The following is a 17,147-nucleotide window of genomic DNA, read 5'->3' on the forward strand; positions in this document are numbered from 1 at the left end:
CGGCATTCCTTCTCAGTTCCTGGATGCCGTCGATGAATACCCCGTCACCCGTAAAGCTTACGCTAGTCATCGCCAGCGTCATCCTCTGTTGGGCCTATTCGCCGATTGGCGTGCACATGGGGCTGCACAGCTACAGCCCCGGCCAATTGGCATTGCTGCGGTTCTTGATTGCCTCGGTGTTCATGGGCGCTGTAGCCCTGGTGCTGGGCATCGGCCGGCCGCGCCTGCGGGATGTGCCGTGGTTGCTGGTGCTGGGGTTCTTCGGGGTGTTCCTGCACCACACCAGCCTCAATTATGGGCAGCAATGGGTGACGGCGGCAGCCTCCAGTGTGCTGGCGCAGTCGGCGCCATTGTTCAGTGTGCTGATCGCGTTTGTCTGCCTCAAGGAACGGGTCAGCCTGTGGCGTTGGAGCTGCGTCTTGTTGGGATTGCTCGGCGTGCTGGTGGTGATCTGGGGTGACCAGGGCGTGAGCGATATCGACCCGCGAGGCTTGCTGATACTGCTCGCGGCGGTGTCGTGGAGCGTGTATTTCGCCATCCAGAAACACTATGCCCACCGCTACAGCCCGCTGACCATGGCGTGCTACATGGTGTGGGCCGGCACGCTGATGCTCTGCGTGAACCTGCCGGGCCTGCCCGCCGCCGTGGCGCAGGCACCGTTGGCGGAAAACCTGGCGGTGCTGGTCCTGGGTATCTTCCCCAGCGCCCTGGCCTACCTGGCCTGGGGCTACGTGTTGAAGCATGTCGAGGTCAGCCGTGCGTCGGTGGCGATGTACCTGATTCCACCGGTCGCCATGGTGATGGCCGCGACGCTGCTGGGCGAGCACATTGCCGTGCAAGTGATGCTCGGCGCGGTGATCGTGCTGGCCAGTGTCGCGGCCATCAGCCTGGAAGGGCGCTGGCGCTCAGTCGTTCAGGCTGAACGCACGCAGGCGGTGGCCGTCGAGGTCCTGGGCGACAAAGGTGTAGCCGAAATCCACGGCGGTCGGTGATTGAATGATCGTCGCGCCACGTTCGACCCACACGTCGTGCAACGCGTCCACGGCGCCGGTGTCGGGCAGCGAGAAGCCCACTTCACCACCGCCGCCGGTCAACTGCGCTGCCGGCGCCACGGTATGACGCGACCACAGCCCGAGTTTCACGCCATTGCCCAGAATGAACAGGGCAAACGTCGGGTTGAGCTCCACCGGCGGCTGGTCCAGCAGGCGGCTATAGAAGTTGGCGCTGGTGGCCGGGCTGTCGACGTACAGCAGGAAATAATGAGCGACGGTGTGCATGCTGGCTCCTTGAGGACGGGCGTTTGAGTGGGGCCAGTCTATAAGGCGGTACTGTCAGTTCCTGTCAGGAGTGTGCAGGGGCTGCGCGCCTTCCCCGGTGTACAGCTGGATGATGTCATCGATCTCGCCCGACATCTTCATCCGCAGCAGCGTGCGCAGGATGCGCTGCACCGGCACGTTCGGGTCATTGCGCACGGTGCAGCCGAGGTTCTGCTCATCGATCACCGCGACCTTGTGCAGCTTTTGGCCGATCGGCATGCGCTGGTTGAAACGGTCGAGAATCCATTCGTTGATCACCGCAAACTTGAAGCGCCCGGCCACCAGTTTGTGCAGCACCTGTTCTTCGCTGCGCGCATCGTCGCGGGTGAGTTGGCCGCTGGCAAACAGCGGGTCGAGCGTGGCGTAGCGATAGTTGAGCACCGTGCCGATCGATTGCGCCGGCAACTGCTTCACATGGACCGGTTGCGCGGGCACTTGGGTGCTGACCAGCAGGTTGCGCTGCACCATCAGCGGGATGCTCCAGGTGTAATCACCGGACAGGTTGTCGAACCAGGCCTGGGTGACATAACAGCGCACGTCGATCTCGCCGTGTTCCATGGCCGCCGAGATACGCGCCCGTGCCAGCACGTGGAACTGCGCCGGTCGACCGACCTGGGTGGCCAGGCTCAACATCAAGTCATACAAAATCCCCTGGGTGGGCCGGCCGTCCTCCAGTTGCACCATGGGCATCGCCCAGCTGTCGGAAACCGAGAAGCGCAGCGGTGCGGGCGCCGCCAGGCTGGCCGAGGCAATCATCCATAAAGCGCCCAGGACTACGCGCATAGACTCTCCGGGTTCAGGCCTTTTCGGGGCCAATCAGCAGAGCTTAGTCAGATTAGACGAGCGTGCCGGATGCAATTTCCCCCTTGCTCCGCTAGCATTACCGGCTCCCGCTTCCCAGTTGCGACGGTTTTCGATGAGTTATCAGGTTCTTGCACGTAAATGGCGTCCGCGCTCGTTCCGCGAAATGGTCGGCCAGACCCATGTGCTCAAGGCTCTGATCAATGCCTTGGACAGCCAACGGCTGCACCACGCCTACCTGTTCACCGGTACTCGCGGGGTGGGCAAGACCACCATTGCGCGCATCATCGCCAAATGCCTGAACTGTGAAACCGGTATCACTTCCACGCCCTGTGGCACGTGTTCGGTGTGCCGGGAAATCGACGAAGGGCGTTTTGTCGACCTGATCGAGATCGACGCCGCGAGCCGCACCAAGGTCGAAGACACCCGCGAGCTGCTCGACAACGTGCAGTACGCGCCGAGCCGTGGTCGTTTCAAGGTCTACCTGATCGACGAAGTGCACATGCTTTCCAGCCACTCTTTCAACGCCCTGTTGAAGACGCTGGAAGAGCCACCGCCCTACGTCAAGTTCATCCTGGCCACCACCGATCCGCAGAAACTCCCTGCAACGATTCTGTCGCGGTGCCTGCAGTTCTCCCTGAAAAACATGACCCCCGAGCGCGTGGTCGAGCATCTGACCCACGTGCTGGGCGTCGAGAACGTGCCGTTCGAAGACGACGCCCTGTGGCTGCTCGGCCGTGCGGCGGACGGTTCGATGCGCGACGCCATGAGCCTCACCGACCAGGCCATCGCCTTTGGTGAAGGCAAGGTCATGGCTGCCGATGTGCGCGCCATGCTCGGTACCCTGGACCACGGCCAAGTGTTCGACGTGCTGCACGCGCTGATCGAAGGCGACGCCAAGGCGTTGCTCGAAGCCGTGCGCCACTTGTCGGAGCAAGGCCCGGACTGGAACGGCGTGCTCTCGGAAATCCTCAATGTGCTGCACCGCGTCGCCATCGCCCAGGCGTTGCCGGAAGGTGTCGACAACGGCCATGGCGACCGCGACCGCGTGTTGGCCCTGGCCCAGGCGCTGCCGGCCGAAGACGTGCAGTTCTACTACCAGATGGGCCTGATCGGGCGCCGCGACCTGCCGCTGGCGCCGGACCCGCGAGGTGGCTTCGAGATGGTCATGCTGCGAATGCTGGCCTTCCGGCCCGCTGACTCGGCGGACGCACCGAGACAGCCGCTAAAGCCAGTGGGGATCAGCCAGGCCACAGTTGATTCCGCCAAACCAGTGGCTGGCGCGGCGGTGGTTGCGCCAGTGGTTGCTGCACCTGTTGCGCCGGCGCCTGAGCCTGCGCCCGTGGTGGCAGCGCCGGTGGTCACGCCGCCTCCGGTGGCCGAGCCCGAGCCCGAGCCTGCGCCTGTTGTCGACCTGCCCTGGAATGACCCGGTAGAGCCTGAAGTCGAGCCCGAACTGCAGCCTGCGGTGGAGCCCGTGCTGGAAACGGCCGGCGAGCAGCCGGAACTGACGCCGATGCCCACGCCGACCCCTGACAGCGTGGTGCCGGATGCGCCGGAGTGGGTCGCCGCGCCTGTGCCGGAACCGACCGTCGCTCAGGTCGAGGCCGCCGTTCCAGGGATCGACCTGGATGACGAGCCGCCGCTGGACGAAGACTACATCGAGCCGGACATGGATTCGGCCTACAGCTACCTGGACGACCTGGCCAGCGAGCACACCGCCGAGCCGGCCCCGGAGCCCGAGGCCGAGCCTGCTGCGGCGCCTGCCACCGGCCTGGCCCTGCAATGGCTGGAGCTGTTCCCGAAGTTGCCGATCTCCGGCATGACCGGCAGTATTGCCGCCAACTGCACCCTGATTTCCATCGAGGGCGACCACTGGCTGTTGCACCTGGACCCGGCCCACAGCGCCCTGTTCAACGCGACTCAGCAACGTCGCCTCAACGATGCCCTGAACCAGTACCATGAGCGCACGCTGACCGTCGCCATCGAGCTAATCAAGCCTGAGCAGGAAACTCCGGCCCAGGCCGCGACCCGCCGGCGCATCAACCGCCAGCGCGAAGCCGAGGACTCGATCCAGGCTGATCCGCTCATCCAGCAAATGATGCAACAGTTCGGCGCCGTCGTTCGCCACGATACAATTGAACCTGTCGAAGCCCCGGTGCCCCAGGCGTCCTGATACCGGGCTACTAAATTGATCCACGTACTTTGAGGTGATTCCCATGATGAAAGGTGGCATGGCCGGCCTGATGAAGCAGGCGCAGCAGATGCAGGAAAAGATGGCCAAGATGCAGGAAGAACTGGCCAACGCCGAAGTCACCGGTAAAGCCGGTGGCGATATGGTCAGCGTGGTGATGACCGGTCGTCACGACATCAAGCGCGTGAGCATCGACCCAAGCGTGTTGCCAGGCGTGGGCGAAGATGACCTGGAAATGCTCGAGGCGCTGTTCGCCGCGGCCGTCAACGACGCCGTGCGCAAGATCGAAGCCAACAGCCAGGACAAAATGTCCGGCGTGACCGCTGGCATGCAATTGCCACCGGGCATGAAGCTGCCGTTCTGATCGGCGAGCTTTAGCTAGACTCCAGTGCCAGGCCTCGTGCCTGGCATTTTTTTTGGGTGTGACGTCGGTTTGCCACGCTGCTGCGATGCACACGCGACGGGGCGATAGACGAAACATCGAACCGCAAGCGCTCTACCATGGTCTGCACCCTATACCGATGAATTCGATAAAGGAGCCCCCTGATGCCTCAAGAACCGATTCTTAACCAGCGCATCGTCCTGGTCTCACGCCCGCAGGGCGCCCCGACCCCGGAAAATTTCCGCCTGGAACGTGTGAACCTGCCGGAGTTGGCAGACGGCCAGGTTCTCCTGAAAACCCTGTACCTGTCCCTCGACCCCTACATGCGTGGCCGCATGAGCGATGCACCGTCCTACGCCGCGCCGGTGGAAATCGACGAGGTGATGACCGGTGGCGCTGTCAGCCGTGTCGAGCAGTCGCGTAATCCGAAATTTGAAGTGGGCGACCTCGTCGTCGGTTCCACCGGCTGGCAGAGCCACAGCATTTCCGATGGTCGCAACCTGATGCCGGTGCCCAAGGGCCTGGCCAGCCCGTCCATGGCCCTTGGGGTGCTGGGCATGCCGGGCATGACCGCGTACATGGGGCTCACGGACATTGGCCAGCCACAGGCCGGCGAAACCCTGGTGGTGGCGGCAGCGTCCGGCGCCGTGGGCTCGGTGGTGGGGCAGGTGGCCAAGCTCAAGGGCTTGCGTGTGGTAGGTGTGGCGGGAGGCGCGGACAAGTGCCGCTACGTGGTCGAAGAGTTGGGCTTTGATGCCTGCATTGACCACAAGAGCGCGGATTTTGCCAACGAGTTGGCCCTGGCGTGCTTCAAAGGCGTGGACATCTATTTCGAGAACGTCGGCGGCAAGGTGTTTGACGCGGTCGTGCCGCTGCTCAACCCCAAGGCGCGGATTCCGCTGTGTGGGCTGATTGCCGGTTATAACGCGCATGAACTGCCGAGTGGTCCTGACCGTCTGCCAGCGCTGCAGCGGACCTTGCTGACCAAGCGGGTGCGTATCCAGGGCTTTATCGTGTTCGACGACTACGGTGATCGCCATCCGGAGTTCATCAGTGCCATGGCGCCATGGGTGCGCGAGGGCAAAGTGAAATTTCGCGAAGACGTGGTCGATGGCCTGGAGCAGGCGCCCGAAGCGTTTATCGGTTTGCTGGAGGGACGCAACTTCGGCAAGTTGGTGGTACGTGTCGCGCAGGATTGAGGATTTGACGCTCATCCGGGGCGCGGGTATAAACCGCGTCTCGTTGTTTTGTCGGACCATTGCCCCATGAGCTTCAGCCCTCTGATTCGCCAACTGATCGACGCCTTGCGCACATTGCCGGGCGTTGGCCAGAAAACCGCCCAACGCATGGCGCTGCAGCTGCTGGAGCGTGACCGCAGCGGCGGCACCCGGCTGGCCCAGGCCCTGAGCCAGGCCATGACTGGCGTGGGCCATTGCCGCCAGTGCCGCACCCTCACTGAAGAAGAACTTTGCCCGCAATGCGCCGACCCGCGCCGCGACGACACCCTGCTGTGCGTGGTGGAAGGGCCGATGGATGTGTACGCGGTGGAACAGACCGGTTATCGCGGGCGCTACTTTGTGCTCAAGGGCCATCTGTCGCCGCTGGACGGCCTGGGCCCGGAGGCCATCGGCATTCCGCAACTGGTGGCGCGCATTGAAGAGCAGGGCACCTTTACCGAGGTGATCCTGGCCACCAACCCTACGGTGGAAGGTGAAGCGACGGCGCATTACATCGCGCAGCTGTTGACCAACAAAGGCCTGATTACCTCGCGCATCGCCCACGGCGTGCCGCTGGGTGGCGAGCTGGAGCTGGTGGATGGCGGGACGCTGGCTCACTCGTTCGCAGGTCGCAAGCCGATCGCGCTGTAAAAAACACCACAGCTCAAAATGTGGGAGCGGGCCTGCTCGCGAAAGCGGTCTGTCAGTGCCAAATGCACTGACTGTTCCACTGCTTTCGCGAGCAAGCCCGCTCCCACAGTGGTTTTGTATTGTCAGCAGAATGTGCGCATAACTTGATAGCCAAGCAAGCGCTTGGTAAGTTCGCTCCACCTCACCGTGGAGCTTGCCGATGTCTGCCTGCCAGGACTACTTCGACCCCAGCCACCAATTGGTCCGCGACAGCGTGCGCCGTTTTGTCGAGCGCGAAATGCTGCCGGACATCGAGCAATGGGAGGAGGCCCACAGCTTTCCCCGTGAGCTGTACCTCAAGGCCGGTGCGGCGGGAATCCTGGGGATTGGTTATCCCGAGGCCCTCGGCGGTAGCCATGAAGGAGACCTGTTCGCCAAGGTGGCCGCCAGCGAGGAGCTGATGCGCTGCGGTTCCGGCGGGGTGGTGGCGGGCTTGGGGTCGTTGGATATCGGCTTGCCGCCGATAGTCAAATGGGCCCTGCCATCGGTGCGCGACCGGGTGGCGCCGCAGGTGCTGTCGGGCGAGAAGATCATCGCCCTGGCGGTGACCGAGCCGGGCGGCGGCTCCGATGTGGCCAGCCTGCAGACCCGCGCCATTCGGGAGGGCGAGCATTACCGCGTCAGCGGCAGCAAGACCTTTATCACCAGCGGCAGCCGTGCCGACTTCTACACTGTTGCCGTGCGCACCGGCGGGCCGGGCTTTGCCGGTATCAGCCTGGTGCTGATCGAGAAAAACACCGCCGGTTTCACCGTTGGCCAGCCCCTGAAGAAAATGGGCTGGTGGGCGTCGGACACCGCTGAATTATTCTTCGACGATTGCCGCGTGCCCGTAGGCAATCTGATTGGCGCCGAGAACATGGGCTTCGCCTGCATCATGGGCAACTTTCAGAGCGAACGCCTGGCGCTGGCATTGATGGCCAACATGACTGCGCAGATGGCGCTGGAGGAAAGCCTCAAGTGGGCTTCCCAGCGCGAAGCATTCGGCAAACCCATCGGCAAGTTCCAGGTGCTCAAGCATCGCCTGGCGGAAATGGCTACCGCTGTGGAGGTGTCCCGCGAGTTCACCTACCGCCAGGCGGCGAAGATGGCGGCCGGCAAAAGTGTGATCAAGGAAATCTCCATGGCCAAGAACCTCGCCACCGACACCGCCGACCGCGTCACCTATGACGCTGTGCAAATCCTCGGCGGCCAGGGCTACATGCGCGGCAACCTGGTGGAGCGGCTGTACCGCGACAACCGCATCCTGTCCATCGGCGGGGGCACCCGCGAGGTGATGAATGAGATCATCAGCAAGCAGATGGGGTTGTGATCATGGGTGCTCTCTCGAGCGCTATCGCTGGCAAGCCAGCGCCTACGGGTAGGCGCATGCCAACGTGGGAGCCGGGCTTGCCCGCGAGGTGATGAATGAGATCATCAGCAAGCAGATGGGGTTGTGATCATGGGTGCTCTTTCGAGCGCTATCGCTGGCAAGCCAGCGCCTACGGGTAGGCGCATGTCAGGGTGGGAGCCGGGCTTGCCCGCGATGGGGCCGGTGCAGGCAGCGATTAACGTTCGTTCAACGCGAACTGCGTCAGGCAGAAGGTCGGGACACCCATGTCTTCCAGGCGTTGCGACCCACCCAGCTCCGGCAGGTCGATGATCGCCGCCGCTTCGAAGATCTTCGCCCCCATGCGCCGCACCAGGTTGGCCGCCGCAATCAGGGTGCCACCGGTGGCGATCAGGTCATCGAACATCAGTACCGAGTCGCCCTCGCAGAGGCTGTCGGCGTGGACTTCCAGGAACGCTTCGCCGTATTCCGTCTGGTAACCCTCGGCCAGGACGTCAGCCGGCAGCTTGCCCTGCTTGCGGAACAGGATCAGCGGTTTGTTCAGTTGATAGGCGATGATCGAACCGATCAGGAAGCCCCGCGCATCCATCGCGCCGATATGGCTGAAATCGGCCTCGACGTAACGGTGAGCAAAGGTGTCGGCCACCAGGCGCAGGGCCTTGGGCGATTGGAACAAGGGTGTGATGTCACGAAAGATCACCCCAGGCTTGGGGAAGTCGATGACGGGACGGATCAGGGATTTGATGTCGAACGAATCGAAGGTCATCGGCGCAGAGTCCTGGGCGTGGAAAACGGACGCCAAGTATACCTGCGGCCTTGCCAATTGGCGCGGCCGCAGGCGTCTGCCTCAGGTCTCCAGGGAGCCACCGGCGAGTGCGCACAGCTGGATCGGATCGAGGATATGCACTTCCTTGCCTTCGGCGGCGATCAGCTCGTTCTGCTGGAAGCGGGTAAACACGCGGGACACGGTTTCCACGGCGAGGCCCAGGTAGTTGCCGATTTCATTGCGCGACATGCTCAGGCGGAACTGGTTGGCCGAGAAACCCCTGGCGCGAAAACGTGCCGACAGGTTGACCAGGAATGTAGCGATACGCTCGTCGGCGGTTTTCTTCGACAACAGCAGCATCATTTGCTGGTCGTCGCGAATCTCGCGGCTCATCACGCGCATCAGCTGGCGGCGCAGTTGCGGTAACTGCAGGGCCAGTTCGTCGAGGCGCTCGAAGGGAATTTCGCACACCGACGTCGTCTCCAGCGCCTGGGCCGACACCGGGTGGATCTCGGTGTCCATGCCCGACAAGCCGACCAGTTCGCTGGGCAGGTGGAAACCGGTGATCTGTTCCTCACCACCGTCGCTCAGGCTGAACGTCTTCAGGGCGCCCGACCGTACTGCATAGACGGAGTCGAACTTGTCGCCCTGGCGAAACAGAAACTCGCCTTTTTTCAGTGGGCGACCGCGTTTAACGATCTCGTCCAGCGCATCCATGTCTTCCAGATTCAGCGAAAGTGGCAGGCAGAGGGGGGCCAGGCTGCAATCCTTGCAATGAGCCTGGCTGTGAGCGCGCAGTTTAACTGGCTCGGACATTTCTTAAATCCTTGTGGGAAAACACACATAAGACGTAAGGGTAACGCACTGGGGGGCGCCGAGGCCAGCCTGTACAAAAAACCGGCAACGGTATAAAGGTTTTTGTAACAGGGTCGATACAGTGGTGTACCTCCATGAGCCGGAGCTCAGAACATGTCCGTTATCGCTGCCAACAACCCTGCCATCCGCCTGCCGATCGTGGCGGATACGAAACCTGCCGCAGGGACCGATGAAAAGGCCGAAGCCCCCGCGCCTGCTGCTGAAACCAAGGCGGTCGAGGGTGTGGCGGTGAAGATTTCCAGTGCCGGTTTCCAGGCTGCCAAAGCCGATTCCAACAAAGACATCGACGACAGCAACCTGAAGGACAGCATCAAGCAACTGCTGAAAATGATTCGTGAGCTGAAGAAGCAGATTGCCGACAAGATGGCCGAAATCGCGGCTGCTTCGGCGGATAACTCCTTGACCCCCGAGGCGCGCCAAGCGCGGGTGGGTAACCTGCAGGCCTCGCTGGCGGCCTTGCAAAGCGGCCTGACGATGGCCCAGATGCAACTGGGCAAGGCCTTGAAGGACGAGCCAGCCGACGCGCAGATGCAAGCCATGAGCCTGGCATCGAAGTAGCGCCCGCTCAGATCACCCGCGAAAATCGCTGCCTGTTCTGATGTTCCAGATAGGCATCGAACACCATGCACACTGAGCGTACCAACAGCCTGCCAGCCGGCAGCACGCGGATGCCCTGCGCGTCCAGTTCGATCAGGCCGTCCTGCGCCATGGTCTCGAGTTGGGGCCAGACGTCGTCAAAATACCCGCGAAAATCAATGTTGAAAGCCTGCTCGATCCGATCGAAGGCCAGGCTGAAATTGCAGATCAATTGCTGAATCACCTCGCGTCGCAGCCGATCATCGGTGGTGCACAGCAAACCACGGCTGGTGGCCAGTTGAGCGCCGGCGAGGGTGTTCTGGTAGCCATTGAGGTCGCTGGTGTTCTGGCAGTACAGGTCACCGATCTGGCTGATGGCGGACACGCCGAGCCCGATCAGGTCGCAATGCCCATGGGTGGTGTAGCCCTGGAAGTTGCGCTGCAGGCTGCCTTCTTCCTGGGCGACGGCGAGTTCGTCGTCCGGCAGGGCGAAGTGGTCCATGCCGATGTAGCGATAGCCGGCCTGGGTCAGTTGTTCGATGGTGGTTTGCAGCATCAGCAACTTGGACGCCGGTGACGGCAGTTCGTCGGTGTTGATCCGCCGCTGGGGCATGAAGCGCTCAGGCAGGTGGGCATAGTTGAATACCGACAGGCGGTCCGGTTGCAGCCTGATCACTTCCTCCACGGTGCGCGCGAAATTGATCGGCGTCTGTTTGGGCAGGCCGTAGATCAGGTCGATATTGATCGAGCGAAACTGCAGGGTGCGCGCCGCATCGATCACCGCGCGGGTCTCTTCCAGGCTTTGCAGGCGGTTGACCGCGCGCTGCACGTCCGGGTCGAGGTCCTGCACGCCGATGCTGACGCGGTTGAAGCCCAGTTCGCGCAGCAGGCCCATGGTCGCCCAGTCGGCCTCGCGCGGGTCGATCTCGATGCCGTAGTCGCCGGAGTCATCGTCAAGCAGATTGAAGTGCTGGCGCAGGCTGCCCATGACCTGGCGCAGTTCGTCGTGGCTGAGAAAGGTCGGCGTGCCGCCGCCCAGGTGCAGTTGTTCCACCGGCTGCTTGGGGTCGAGGTGGCAGGCCACCAGTTGGATCTCCTGCTCCAGGCGCTGCAGGTACGCCTGGGCGCGGCCACGGTCCTTGGTAATCACCTTGTTGCAGGCGCAGTAGTAGCAAATGTTCGCGCAGAACGGCACATGCACATACAGCGACAGCGGGCGCACCGCCTTGCGGCTGTCGCGCAGGGCGTGGAGCAGGTCGAAAGTGCCGACCTGGCTGTCGAATTGTACGGCGGTGGGGTAGGACGTGTAGCGCGGTCCCGCCAGGTCGTAGCGGTGAATCAGATCGGTGTCCCAACGAATGGCGTCGAGCATGCGGGCGTTCCCCCGGATAGGCTAGTGGGCCGAGTCTAGGGGTGTGACCTGGAGGGCATGTTGATTTGCATCAACGGGGAGCGGCGCTATGCCACATGGCCTTTTAATGGCCCATTAGCCAGTGCTGATGCGGACCGGGCAATGTCCAGACGCCGAACAGGATCACCAGCAAGCCGCCGGCCATGCGCACACTGCGTTTGCGCAATAACGCCGTGACCCGTTCCGCTGCCAGGCCGGTGGCCAGCAGCACTGGCCAGGTGCCCAAGCCGAATGCCAGCATCAGCAACGCGCTGTCCAGCGCATTGCCCTGGCTCGCCGCCCACAGCAGGGTGCTGTAGACCAACCCGCACGGCAACCAGCCCCACAGCGCGCCCAGCAGCAATGCGCGGGGCAGGCTGGACACCGGCAGCAAACGGTTCGCCACCGGCTGTATATAGCGCCACAGGCCGCGTCCGAGGCTTTCGATGCGCGTCAGGCCGCTCCACCAGCCGGCCAGGTACAACCCCATGCTGATCAACAGCAGCCCGGCGAGTACACGCATGAACATCGCCGCCGGGCTGTTGGCCACGGCCCAGCCGGCCAGGCCGATCAACAACCCCGCCGTGGCATAGCTGAGAATGCGCCCCAGGTTGTACGCCAGCAGCAGGCGAAAGCGGCGGCTGCGTTGCTCCTTGGGAATCGCCAGGGTCAGCGCGCCCATCAGCCCGCCGCACATGCCCAGGCAGTGGCCACCGCCCAGCAGGCCGAGAATCAGCGCGGAGACCAGCAGCGGCGCGAGTTCAAGCATGGGGCGGATCTTTGGGCGCGGGCGGCTGCTCGGGGCCGTTGGCCTCGTCGATGGCGGCCAGGTGGTTGGGGTCCTGATCGTCGAACAGCACGCTGTGGGCCGGGCCGTCGAGGTCATCGTACTGGCCGCTGTCCACCGCCCAGAAGAAGACGTAGATAGCGACACCGACTAACAGCAGCGCCGCCGGAATCATCACGTATAGAGCTGGCATCTGCACTCCATGCCCGCGCGGCTCAAGCCGGCAGCGGGCGGGTTACTGAGGGGGCGCTGTGGGCCGGCGCGCTCGGCAGGCGAGTCAGGCGCAGGGCGTTGAGCACCACGGTCAACGAACTGAGGGACATGCCGATCGCCGCCCAGATCGGGGTGATCCAACCGAGGGCGGCAAACGGCAGCATCAGGCCATTGTACAGCCCGGCCCACAGCAGGTTCTCAATGATTACCCGGCGGGTGCGCCGCGCCAGGCTGAAGGCTTGCACCAGCGCGTCGAGGCGGTTGGAGAGCAACACCGCATCGGCGCTGGTCTTGGCCAGATCAGTGGCCGAGCCCATGGCCACGCTGATATCGGCAGCGGCGAGCACCGGCACATCGTTGACGCCATCGCCGAGCATCAACACCGTGCGGCCTTGCTGGTGCAAGCGTTGCAACACCTGCAGTTTGTCGTCGGGACGCAGGCCGCCGTGGGCTTCGTCGATGCCCAGCTCAGCGGCGACACTCGCGACCATCGGCGAGGTGTCCCCCGACAGCAGCAGCGTGCGCCAGCCACGCGCCTTGCACGCGGCCAGCAACGCGGGTGCGTCGCTGCGCAAGCGGTCGTCCAGCACGAACCAGGCGAGGGCGCCGTCACGGTCACCGAGCAGCAGCCATTGGCCGGCTTCGTTCGGCGAGGCCGGCATCGGGCAGCCACTGAGTTCGCAGACAAACCCCGGCTGGCCGATGCGCAGCAGGCGTTCACCGACGCGACCTTCCAGGCCGAGCCCAGGGAAACTCAGCACTTCATCGGCGGCCATGGGCGCGCGGCCAAACGCGCGGGCAATCGGGTGTTCGGAGCGATTTTCGAGGGCGGCGGCGAGGGCCAGGCACAAGTCGCTGCTGGTGGCGCCCAAGGTGCGGATGGCTTTGAGTGCCAGGCGGCCTTCCGTGAGGGTGCCGGTCTTGTCGAAAATCACCGTGTCGATCTGGTTCAAGCCTTCGAGCACGTGGCCCCGGGTCAGCAGCAGGCCGAGTTTGTGCAGGGTGCCGGTGGCGGCGGTGAGGGCGGTCGGCGTGGCCAGGGACAGCGCGCACGGGCAGGTCGCAACCAGCATCGCCAGCACGATCCAGAACGCCCGCGACGCATCCAGCTCCCACCACACCAGGCCGATCACCGCCGCAGCGATTAGCGAGCCCAACAGGAACCACTGCGCGGCGCGGTCGGCGATCTGCGCCAGGCGCGGTTTCTCGGCCTGGGCTCGCTCCAGCAGGCGCACGATGGCGGACAGGCGTGTGTCGTGGCCCAACGCCCGCACCTCGACCTTCAGGGCGCCCTCGACATTCAGGGTGCCGGCAGTCACCGCATCGCCCGCGCGCCGCGGTTGCGGCAGGTATTCGCCGGTGAGCAGCGATTCATCGATGCTCGATTGACCGTCGAGGATCACCCCGTCCGCAGGCAGTACCGCGCCGGGATGCACCAGCACCCGGTCGCCCACCGCCAGTTCGCTCAAGAGGATGCGCTCGCTCTGGCCATCTCCCTTCAGGCGCAGGCACGAGGCCGGCAGCAGGTTGACCAATTGCGCGGTGGCCGCCGCCGTCCGCTCGCGTGCGCGGCGCTCCAAGTAACGTCCGGCGAGCAGGAACAGGGCGAACATGCCGACGGCGTCGAAGTACAACTCGCCGACCCCGGTGATCGCCGTCCAGATACCGGCCAGATAGGCCCCGCCAATCGCCAGGGAGACCGATACATCCATGGTCAGGTGGCGGGTGCGCAGATCGCGCAGGGCGCCTTTGAAAAACGGCGCACAGCTGTAGAACACGATGGGTGTTGTCAGAAACATCGCCACCCAACGCAGGATCACGTGCAGCTCGGGGCTCAGGTCGATATTGAATTCCGGCCAGGTGGCCATGGTCGCCATCATCGCCTGGAACCACAGCAAGCCGGCCACGCCCAATTGGCGCAGGGCCAGGCGGTTTTCGCTGGCCAATTGCTCGGCGGCACGGTCGGCCTGATACGGGTGCGCGGCGTAGCCGATATGGCGCAGTTCGCTGAGCAGTTGGCTCAACGGCAACTGGCCATCGGCCCAGCGCACCTGCAGGCGATGGTTGGACAGGTTCAGCCGCGCCTCGGCGACGGCGGGTAGGCTGCGCAGGTGTTTTTCGATCAGCCAGCCACAGGCGGCGCAACTGATGCCTTCCATCAACAGTGTCGCTTCGGCGAGATCGCCGTCGTGGCGCACGAAGGGTTTTTGCACGTCGACGCGGTCATACAGCGCCAGTTCGTCGACCAGTTGCACGGGCAGCGCCTCGGGGTTGGCCGAGGCTTCGCTGCGGTGCTGGTAATAGCTTTCCAGGCCCCCTGCCACGATGGCTTCGGCCACGGCCTGGCAGCCGGGGCAGCACAGCTCGCGGCGCTCGCCGAGGATCACCGCCGTGAAGCGGCTGCCGGGCGGGACGGGGAGGGCGCAGTGGTAGCAGGGGGTTGGGCTGGTCATGGGTAGGGATTCTAGCCGGCTGGGAGGGCCGCATCGCCGGCAAGCCGGCTCCTGCAGGGTAACGCGTCAGGCCTGCAGGCGCCGGCTTGCCGACGATGCGCGAAGCGCAGGTGGATTATTTTTTCAGGTCTTCGGCACCCTGCAGTGGCTCATCACCCAGCAGCAAGTCCTTGTCGTGGCTGACCTGTTCTTCTTCGAACATGCGCCAGGTGCGGTCGCCTTCCACGCCGAGCAACTCGACGAAACGACGGCCTTCGACTTTGTCGGTGACCTGGCCGATGTAGCGGCCGGCTTCGCTGTCGCTGCGGGCCAGGTTGATCTTGCGATCCTTCTCCGGCTGGGTCGGGGAGATCAGGTTCAGTTCCAGGGTTGCCGGGTTGCTGTTGCCGGTCAGGTGCACGTCGACTTCGCCGGTCAGCTCGTCCAGGTGCACCTTGGCGCGCAGTTGCAGGGTCTGGGCCAGCAGTTCGCGGTCCAGTGAGCGGTTGATGCCTTTGCCGGCCTCGTAGTAGTTGTCGTTGACCAGGTTGTCCGGGTTGTTCACCGCGATGGTCACCATGGACAAGGTCAAGGTCACCGAGCAGGCCAGGATCCCAATGATGATCCAGGGCCAGAGGTGCTTGTACCAGGGGCTTGCGGCAGTAGCTACGGACATTCTCATGCTCTCTGTTTAACGGACTTGTGGGCCGATGAATCGGCTCTTGGCTTCGATCTGGACGCTGGTGTCATCGGCATCGCGCAGGATGAAGGTCACCTCGTTGGTGCTCGACGGCAACTGCTCCGGCGCACTCGACAGCTCCACCGGCATGCTGACGATATCGCCGGCGGCCACCTTGATTTCGCGCCGGCCCTGCAGCTTGAGATCCGGCAGGCCGGCGGCGTCGAGCACGTAGGTGTGGTCGCGCTGGTCCTTGTTCATGATCTTCAGGCTGTAGACGTTTTCGATCCGGCCCTCGGCGTTTTCGCGGTACAGCACGCGATCTTTGCTGACGTCGAAACCCACCAGCGAGCGCATGAAAAATGCCCCGACCAGCAGCCCTATCATCGCCAGCAACACCAGCGCGTAACCAATCAGGCGCGGGCGCAATTTGTGGGTCTTCTGCCCGGACAGGTTGTGCTCGGTGGTGTAGCTGATCAGGCCGCGCGGGTACTCCATCTTGTCCATGATGTTGTCGCAGGCATCGATGCAGGCGGCGCAACCGATGCACTCGATTTGCAGGCCGTCGCGGATGTCGATGCCGGTGGGGCAGACCTGCACGCACATCGTGCAGTCGATGCAATCACCGAGGCCCTGGGCCTTGTAGTCGACGCCCTTTTTACGCGGGCCACGCACTTCGCCACGGCGGGGGTCGTAGGAGACGATCAGGGTGTCCTTGTCGAACATCACGCTCTGGAAGCGCGCATACGGGCACATGTAGATACACACCTGTTCGCGCAGCCAGCCGGCATTGCCGTATGTGGCGAGGGTGAAGAACCCGACCCAGAAATACGACCAGCCATCGGCCTGGCCGGTGAAGAAGTCGAACACCAGTTCGCGGATCGGCGAGAAGTAGCCGACAAAGGTCATGCCAGTGACAAACCCGATCAACAGCCACAGGGTGTGCTTGCTGAATTTGCGCAGGAACTTGTTGATGCCCATGGGCGCTTTATCGAGCTTGATGCGCTGGTTGCGGTCGCCTTCAGTGACTTTTTCGCACCACATGAAGATCCACGTCCACACGCTTTGCGGGCAGGTATATCCACACCACACGCGGCCGGCGTACACCGTGATGAAGAACAGGCCAAACGCCGCCACGATGAGGATGCCCGAGAGCAGGATGAAGTCCTGGGGCCAGAAGGTTGCGCCAAAAATGAAGAACTTGCGCTCCGGCAGGTTCCACCACACTGCCTGGTGTCCGCCCCAGTTCAGCCACACCGTGCCGAAGTAGAGCAGGAACAGGCCGGCGCCACCGAGCATGCGCAAGTTGCGGAACAGGCCGGTGAAGGCGCGGGTGTAGATTTTCTCTCGCGACGCATAAAGGTCGACGGATTGGCTGGCGTTTTTGGCAGGCGGGGTAACGTCATGTACCGGTATCTGGTTGCTCATCATTGCATCCCACGGCGGTGGAGATTTGCCTCGGCCAGTACGTGCCAACCGGGGTCAAATTAAGGGTGTTGCA

Annotated in this window: 17 protein-coding genes; 7 read left to right on the forward strand and 10 right to left on the reverse strand. The window is 63.5% G+C overall.

Annotation, left to right across the window (positions count from 1 at the left end):
* Positions 1-32 precede the first annotated feature (32 nt).
* Positions 33-992, forward strand: coding sequence for a DMT family transporter (locus QMX97_RS11735; protein WP_106802976.1), 960 nt, complete (start codon positions 33-35; stop codon positions 990-992).
* Here the strand turns inward: QMX97_RS11735 and QMX97_RS11740 are convergent.
* Both QMX97_RS11740 and QMX97_RS11745 read right to left on the reverse strand, forming a co-directional pair.
* The gene (locus QMX97_RS11740; protein ID WP_065909579.1) at positions 906-1,277 is read right to left on the reverse strand and encodes a VOC family protein; all 372 of its coding nucleotides are present in this window, start codon (positions 1,275-1,277) and stop codon (positions 906-908) included. The two genes, QMX97_RS11735 and QMX97_RS11740, sit on opposite strands and share 87 nt — an antisense overlap.
* A 54-nt stretch (positions 1,278-1,331) precedes the next feature.
* On the reverse strand, positions 1,332-2,099 hold the full coding sequence (locus tag QMX97_RS11745; RefSeq protein WP_282396985.1) for a transporter substrate-binding domain-containing protein: 768 nt from the start codon (positions 2,097-2,099) through the stop codon (positions 1,332-1,334).
* A 133-nt stretch (positions 2,100-2,232) separates the two neighbouring features.
* On the opposite strand from QMX97_RS11745, the gene dnaX reads away from it, so the two are divergent.
* The 5 genes from dnaX to QMX97_RS11770 all read left to right on the forward strand — a co-directional run bounded on the left by dnaX (position 2,233) and on the right by QMX97_RS11770 (position 7,909).
* Complete coding sequence (dnaX, locus tag QMX97_RS11750) at positions 2,233-4,293, forward strand: DNA polymerase III subunit gamma/tau (RefSeq protein WP_282396986.1); 2,061 nt, start codon at positions 2,233-2,235, stop codon at positions 4,291-4,293.
* Positions 4,294-4,336: 43 nt separating this feature from the next.
* Positions 4,337-4,675 carry a YbaB/EbfC family nucleoid-associated protein gene (locus QMX97_RS11755; RefSeq protein ID WP_003193199.1) on the forward strand — a complete coding sequence of 113 codons (339 nt, stop codon included), beginning with the start codon at positions 4,337-4,339 and terminating at the stop codon, positions 4,673-4,675.
* A gap of 182 nt (positions 4,676-4,857) precedes the next feature.
* Positions 4,858-5,892, forward strand: a complete 1,035-nt coding sequence (locus tag QMX97_RS11760) for an NADP-dependent oxidoreductase (protein WP_065909583.1) — start codon at positions 4,858-4,860, stop codon at positions 5,890-5,892.
* Between the two features lie 66 nt (positions 5,893-5,958).
* The gene (gene recR, locus QMX97_RS11765; protein ID WP_015885312.1) at positions 5,959-6,561 is read left to right on the forward strand and encodes a recombination mediator RecR; all 603 of its coding nucleotides are present in this window, start codon (positions 5,959-5,961) and stop codon (positions 6,559-6,561) included.
* A 199-nt stretch (positions 6,562-6,760) separates the two neighbouring features.
* A complete protein-coding gene (locus QMX97_RS11770) occupies positions 6,761-7,909 on the forward strand; it encodes an acyl-CoA dehydrogenase family protein (RefSeq protein ID WP_282396987.1) in 1,149 nt (382 codons plus the stop codon).
* Positions 7,910-8,144: 235 nt separating this feature from the next.
* On the opposite strand, the gene QMX97_RS11775 is transcribed toward QMX97_RS11770, so the two are convergent.
* Positions 8,145-8,693 (reverse strand): adenine phosphoribosyltransferase, encoded by a 549-nt coding sequence (locus QMX97_RS11775; RefSeq protein ID WP_282396988.1) that lies wholly within the window; start codon positions 8,691-8,693, stop codon positions 8,145-8,147.
* Between the two features lie 81 nt (positions 8,694-8,774).
* Positions 8,775-9,509 carry a fumarate/nitrate reduction transcriptional regulator Fnr gene (fnr, locus tag QMX97_RS11780; protein WP_065909589.1) on the reverse strand — a complete coding sequence of 245 codons (735 nt, stop codon included), beginning with the start codon at positions 9,507-9,509 and terminating at the stop codon, positions 8,775-8,777.
* Between the two features lie 153 nt (positions 9,510-9,662).
* Here fnr and QMX97_RS11785 point away from each other — a divergent pair, with 153 nt between their 5' ends.
* Complete coding sequence (locus tag QMX97_RS11785) at positions 9,663-10,127, forward strand: hypothetical protein (protein WP_120449431.1); 465 nt, start codon at positions 9,663-9,665, stop codon at positions 10,125-10,127.
* Between the two features lie 7 nt (positions 10,128-10,134).
* Here QMX97_RS11785 and hemN read toward each other — a convergent pair whose 3' ends face one another.
* The 6 genes from hemN to ccoG form a co-directional block, all read right to left on the reverse strand.
* On the reverse strand, positions 10,135-11,517 hold the full coding sequence (gene hemN / locus QMX97_RS11790; protein ID WP_282396989.1) for an oxygen-independent coproporphyrinogen III oxidase: 1,383 nt from the start codon (positions 11,515-11,517) through the stop codon (positions 10,135-10,137).
* Between the two features lie 103 nt (positions 11,518-11,620).
* Entirely contained in the window at positions 11,621-12,304 is a 684-nt protein-coding gene (locus QMX97_RS11795) for a sulfite exporter TauE/SafE family protein (RefSeq protein ID WP_106802982.1), read from the reverse strand.
* Positions 12,297-12,515, reverse strand: a complete 219-nt coding sequence (gene ccoS, locus QMX97_RS11800) for a cbb3-type cytochrome oxidase assembly protein CcoS (protein ID WP_282396990.1) — start codon at positions 12,513-12,515, stop codon at positions 12,297-12,299. The genes QMX97_RS11795 and ccoS overlap by 8 nt, the downstream gene beginning before the upstream one ends.
* Positions 12,516-12,537: 22 nt before the next feature.
* Positions 12,538-14,988: a heavy metal translocating P-type ATPase gene (locus QMX97_RS11805; protein ID WP_282396991.1), complete on the reverse strand. Its 2,451-nt coding sequence runs from the start codon at positions 14,986-14,988 to the stop codon at positions 12,538-12,540.
* Between the two features lie 115 nt (positions 14,989-15,103).
* Positions 15,104-15,643: a FixH family protein gene (locus tag QMX97_RS11810; RefSeq protein WP_106802984.1), complete on the reverse strand. Its 540-nt coding sequence runs from the start codon at positions 15,641-15,643 to the stop codon at positions 15,104-15,106.
* A gap of 15 nt (positions 15,644-15,658) precedes the next feature.
* The gene (ccoG, locus tag QMX97_RS11815; RefSeq protein WP_065909601.1) at positions 15,659-17,074 is read right to left on the reverse strand and encodes a cytochrome c oxidase accessory protein CcoG; all 1,416 of its coding nucleotides are present in this window, start codon (positions 17,072-17,074) and stop codon (positions 15,659-15,661) included.
* Positions 17,075-17,147 lie beyond the last annotated feature (73 nt).

The sequence above is a fragment of the Pseudomonas sp. PS01298 genome (assembly GCF_029959745.1).
Taxonomy (GTDB): Bacteria; Pseudomonadota; Gammaproteobacteria; order Pseudomonadales; family Pseudomonadaceae; genus Aquipseudomonas; species Aquipseudomonas aylmerensis.

What these genes read in the sequence shown, in the direction of transcription:
- QMX97_RS11735 (WP_106802976.1), top strand. Translation starts at nt 33, where the DNA reads ATGAATACCCCGTCACCCGTAAAGCTTACGCTAGTCATCGCCAGCGTC.
- QMX97_RS11740 (WP_065909579.1), bottom strand. Translation starts at nt 1,277, where the DNA reads ATGCACACCGTCGCTCATTATTTCCTGCTGTACGTCGACAGCCCGGCC.
- QMX97_RS11745 (WP_282396985.1), bottom strand. Translation starts at nt 2,099, where the DNA reads ATGCGCGTAGTCCTGGGCGCTTTATGGATGATTGCCTCGGCCAGCCTG.
- dnaX (WP_282396986.1), top strand. Translation starts at nt 2,233, where the DNA reads ATGAGTTATCAGGTTCTTGCACGTAAATGGCGTCCGCGCTCGTTCCGC.
- QMX97_RS11755 (WP_003193199.1), top strand. Translation starts at nt 4,337, where the DNA reads ATGATGAAAGGTGGCATGGCCGGCCTGATGAAGCAGGCGCAGCAGATG.
- QMX97_RS11760 (WP_065909583.1), top strand. Translation starts at nt 4,858, where the DNA reads ATGCCTCAAGAACCGATTCTTAACCAGCGCATCGTCCTGGTCTCACGC.
- recR (WP_015885312.1), top strand. Translation starts at nt 5,959, where the DNA reads ATGAGCTTCAGCCCTCTGATTCGCCAACTGATCGACGCCTTGCGCACA.
- QMX97_RS11770 (WP_282396987.1), top strand. Translation starts at nt 6,761, where the DNA reads ATGTCTGCCTGCCAGGACTACTTCGACCCCAGCCACCAATTGGTCCGC.
- QMX97_RS11775 (WP_282396988.1), bottom strand. Translation starts at nt 8,693, where the DNA reads ATGACCTTCGATTCGTTCGACATCAAATCCCTGATCCGTCCCGTCATC.
- fnr (WP_065909589.1), bottom strand. Translation starts at nt 9,509, where the DNA reads ATGTCCGAGCCAGTTAAACTGCGCGCTCACAGCCAGGCTCATTGCAAG.
- QMX97_RS11785 (WP_120449431.1), top strand. Translation starts at nt 9,663, where the DNA reads ATGTCCGTTATCGCTGCCAACAACCCTGCCATCCGCCTGCCGATCGTG.
- hemN (WP_282396989.1), bottom strand. Translation starts at nt 11,517, where the DNA reads ATGCTCGACGCCATTCGTTGGGACACCGATCTGATTCACCGCTACGAC.
- QMX97_RS11795 (WP_106802982.1), bottom strand. Translation starts at nt 12,304, where the DNA reads ATGCTTGAACTCGCGCCGCTGCTGGTCTCCGCGCTGATTCTCGGCCTG.
- ccoS (WP_282396990.1), bottom strand. Translation starts at nt 12,515, where the DNA reads ATGCCAGCTCTATACGTGATGATTCCGGCGGCGCTGCTGTTAGTCGGT.
- QMX97_RS11805 (WP_282396991.1), bottom strand. Translation starts at nt 14,988, where the DNA reads ATGACCAGCCCAACCCCCTGCTACCACTGCGCCCTCCCCGTCCCGCCC.
- QMX97_RS11810 (WP_106802984.1), bottom strand. Translation starts at nt 15,643, where the DNA reads ATGTCCGTAGCTACTGCCGCAAGCCCCTGGTACAAGCACCTCTGGCCC.
- ccoG (WP_065909601.1), bottom strand. Translation starts at nt 17,074, where the DNA reads ATGAGCAACCAGATACCGGTACATGACGTTACCCCGCCTGCCAAAAAC.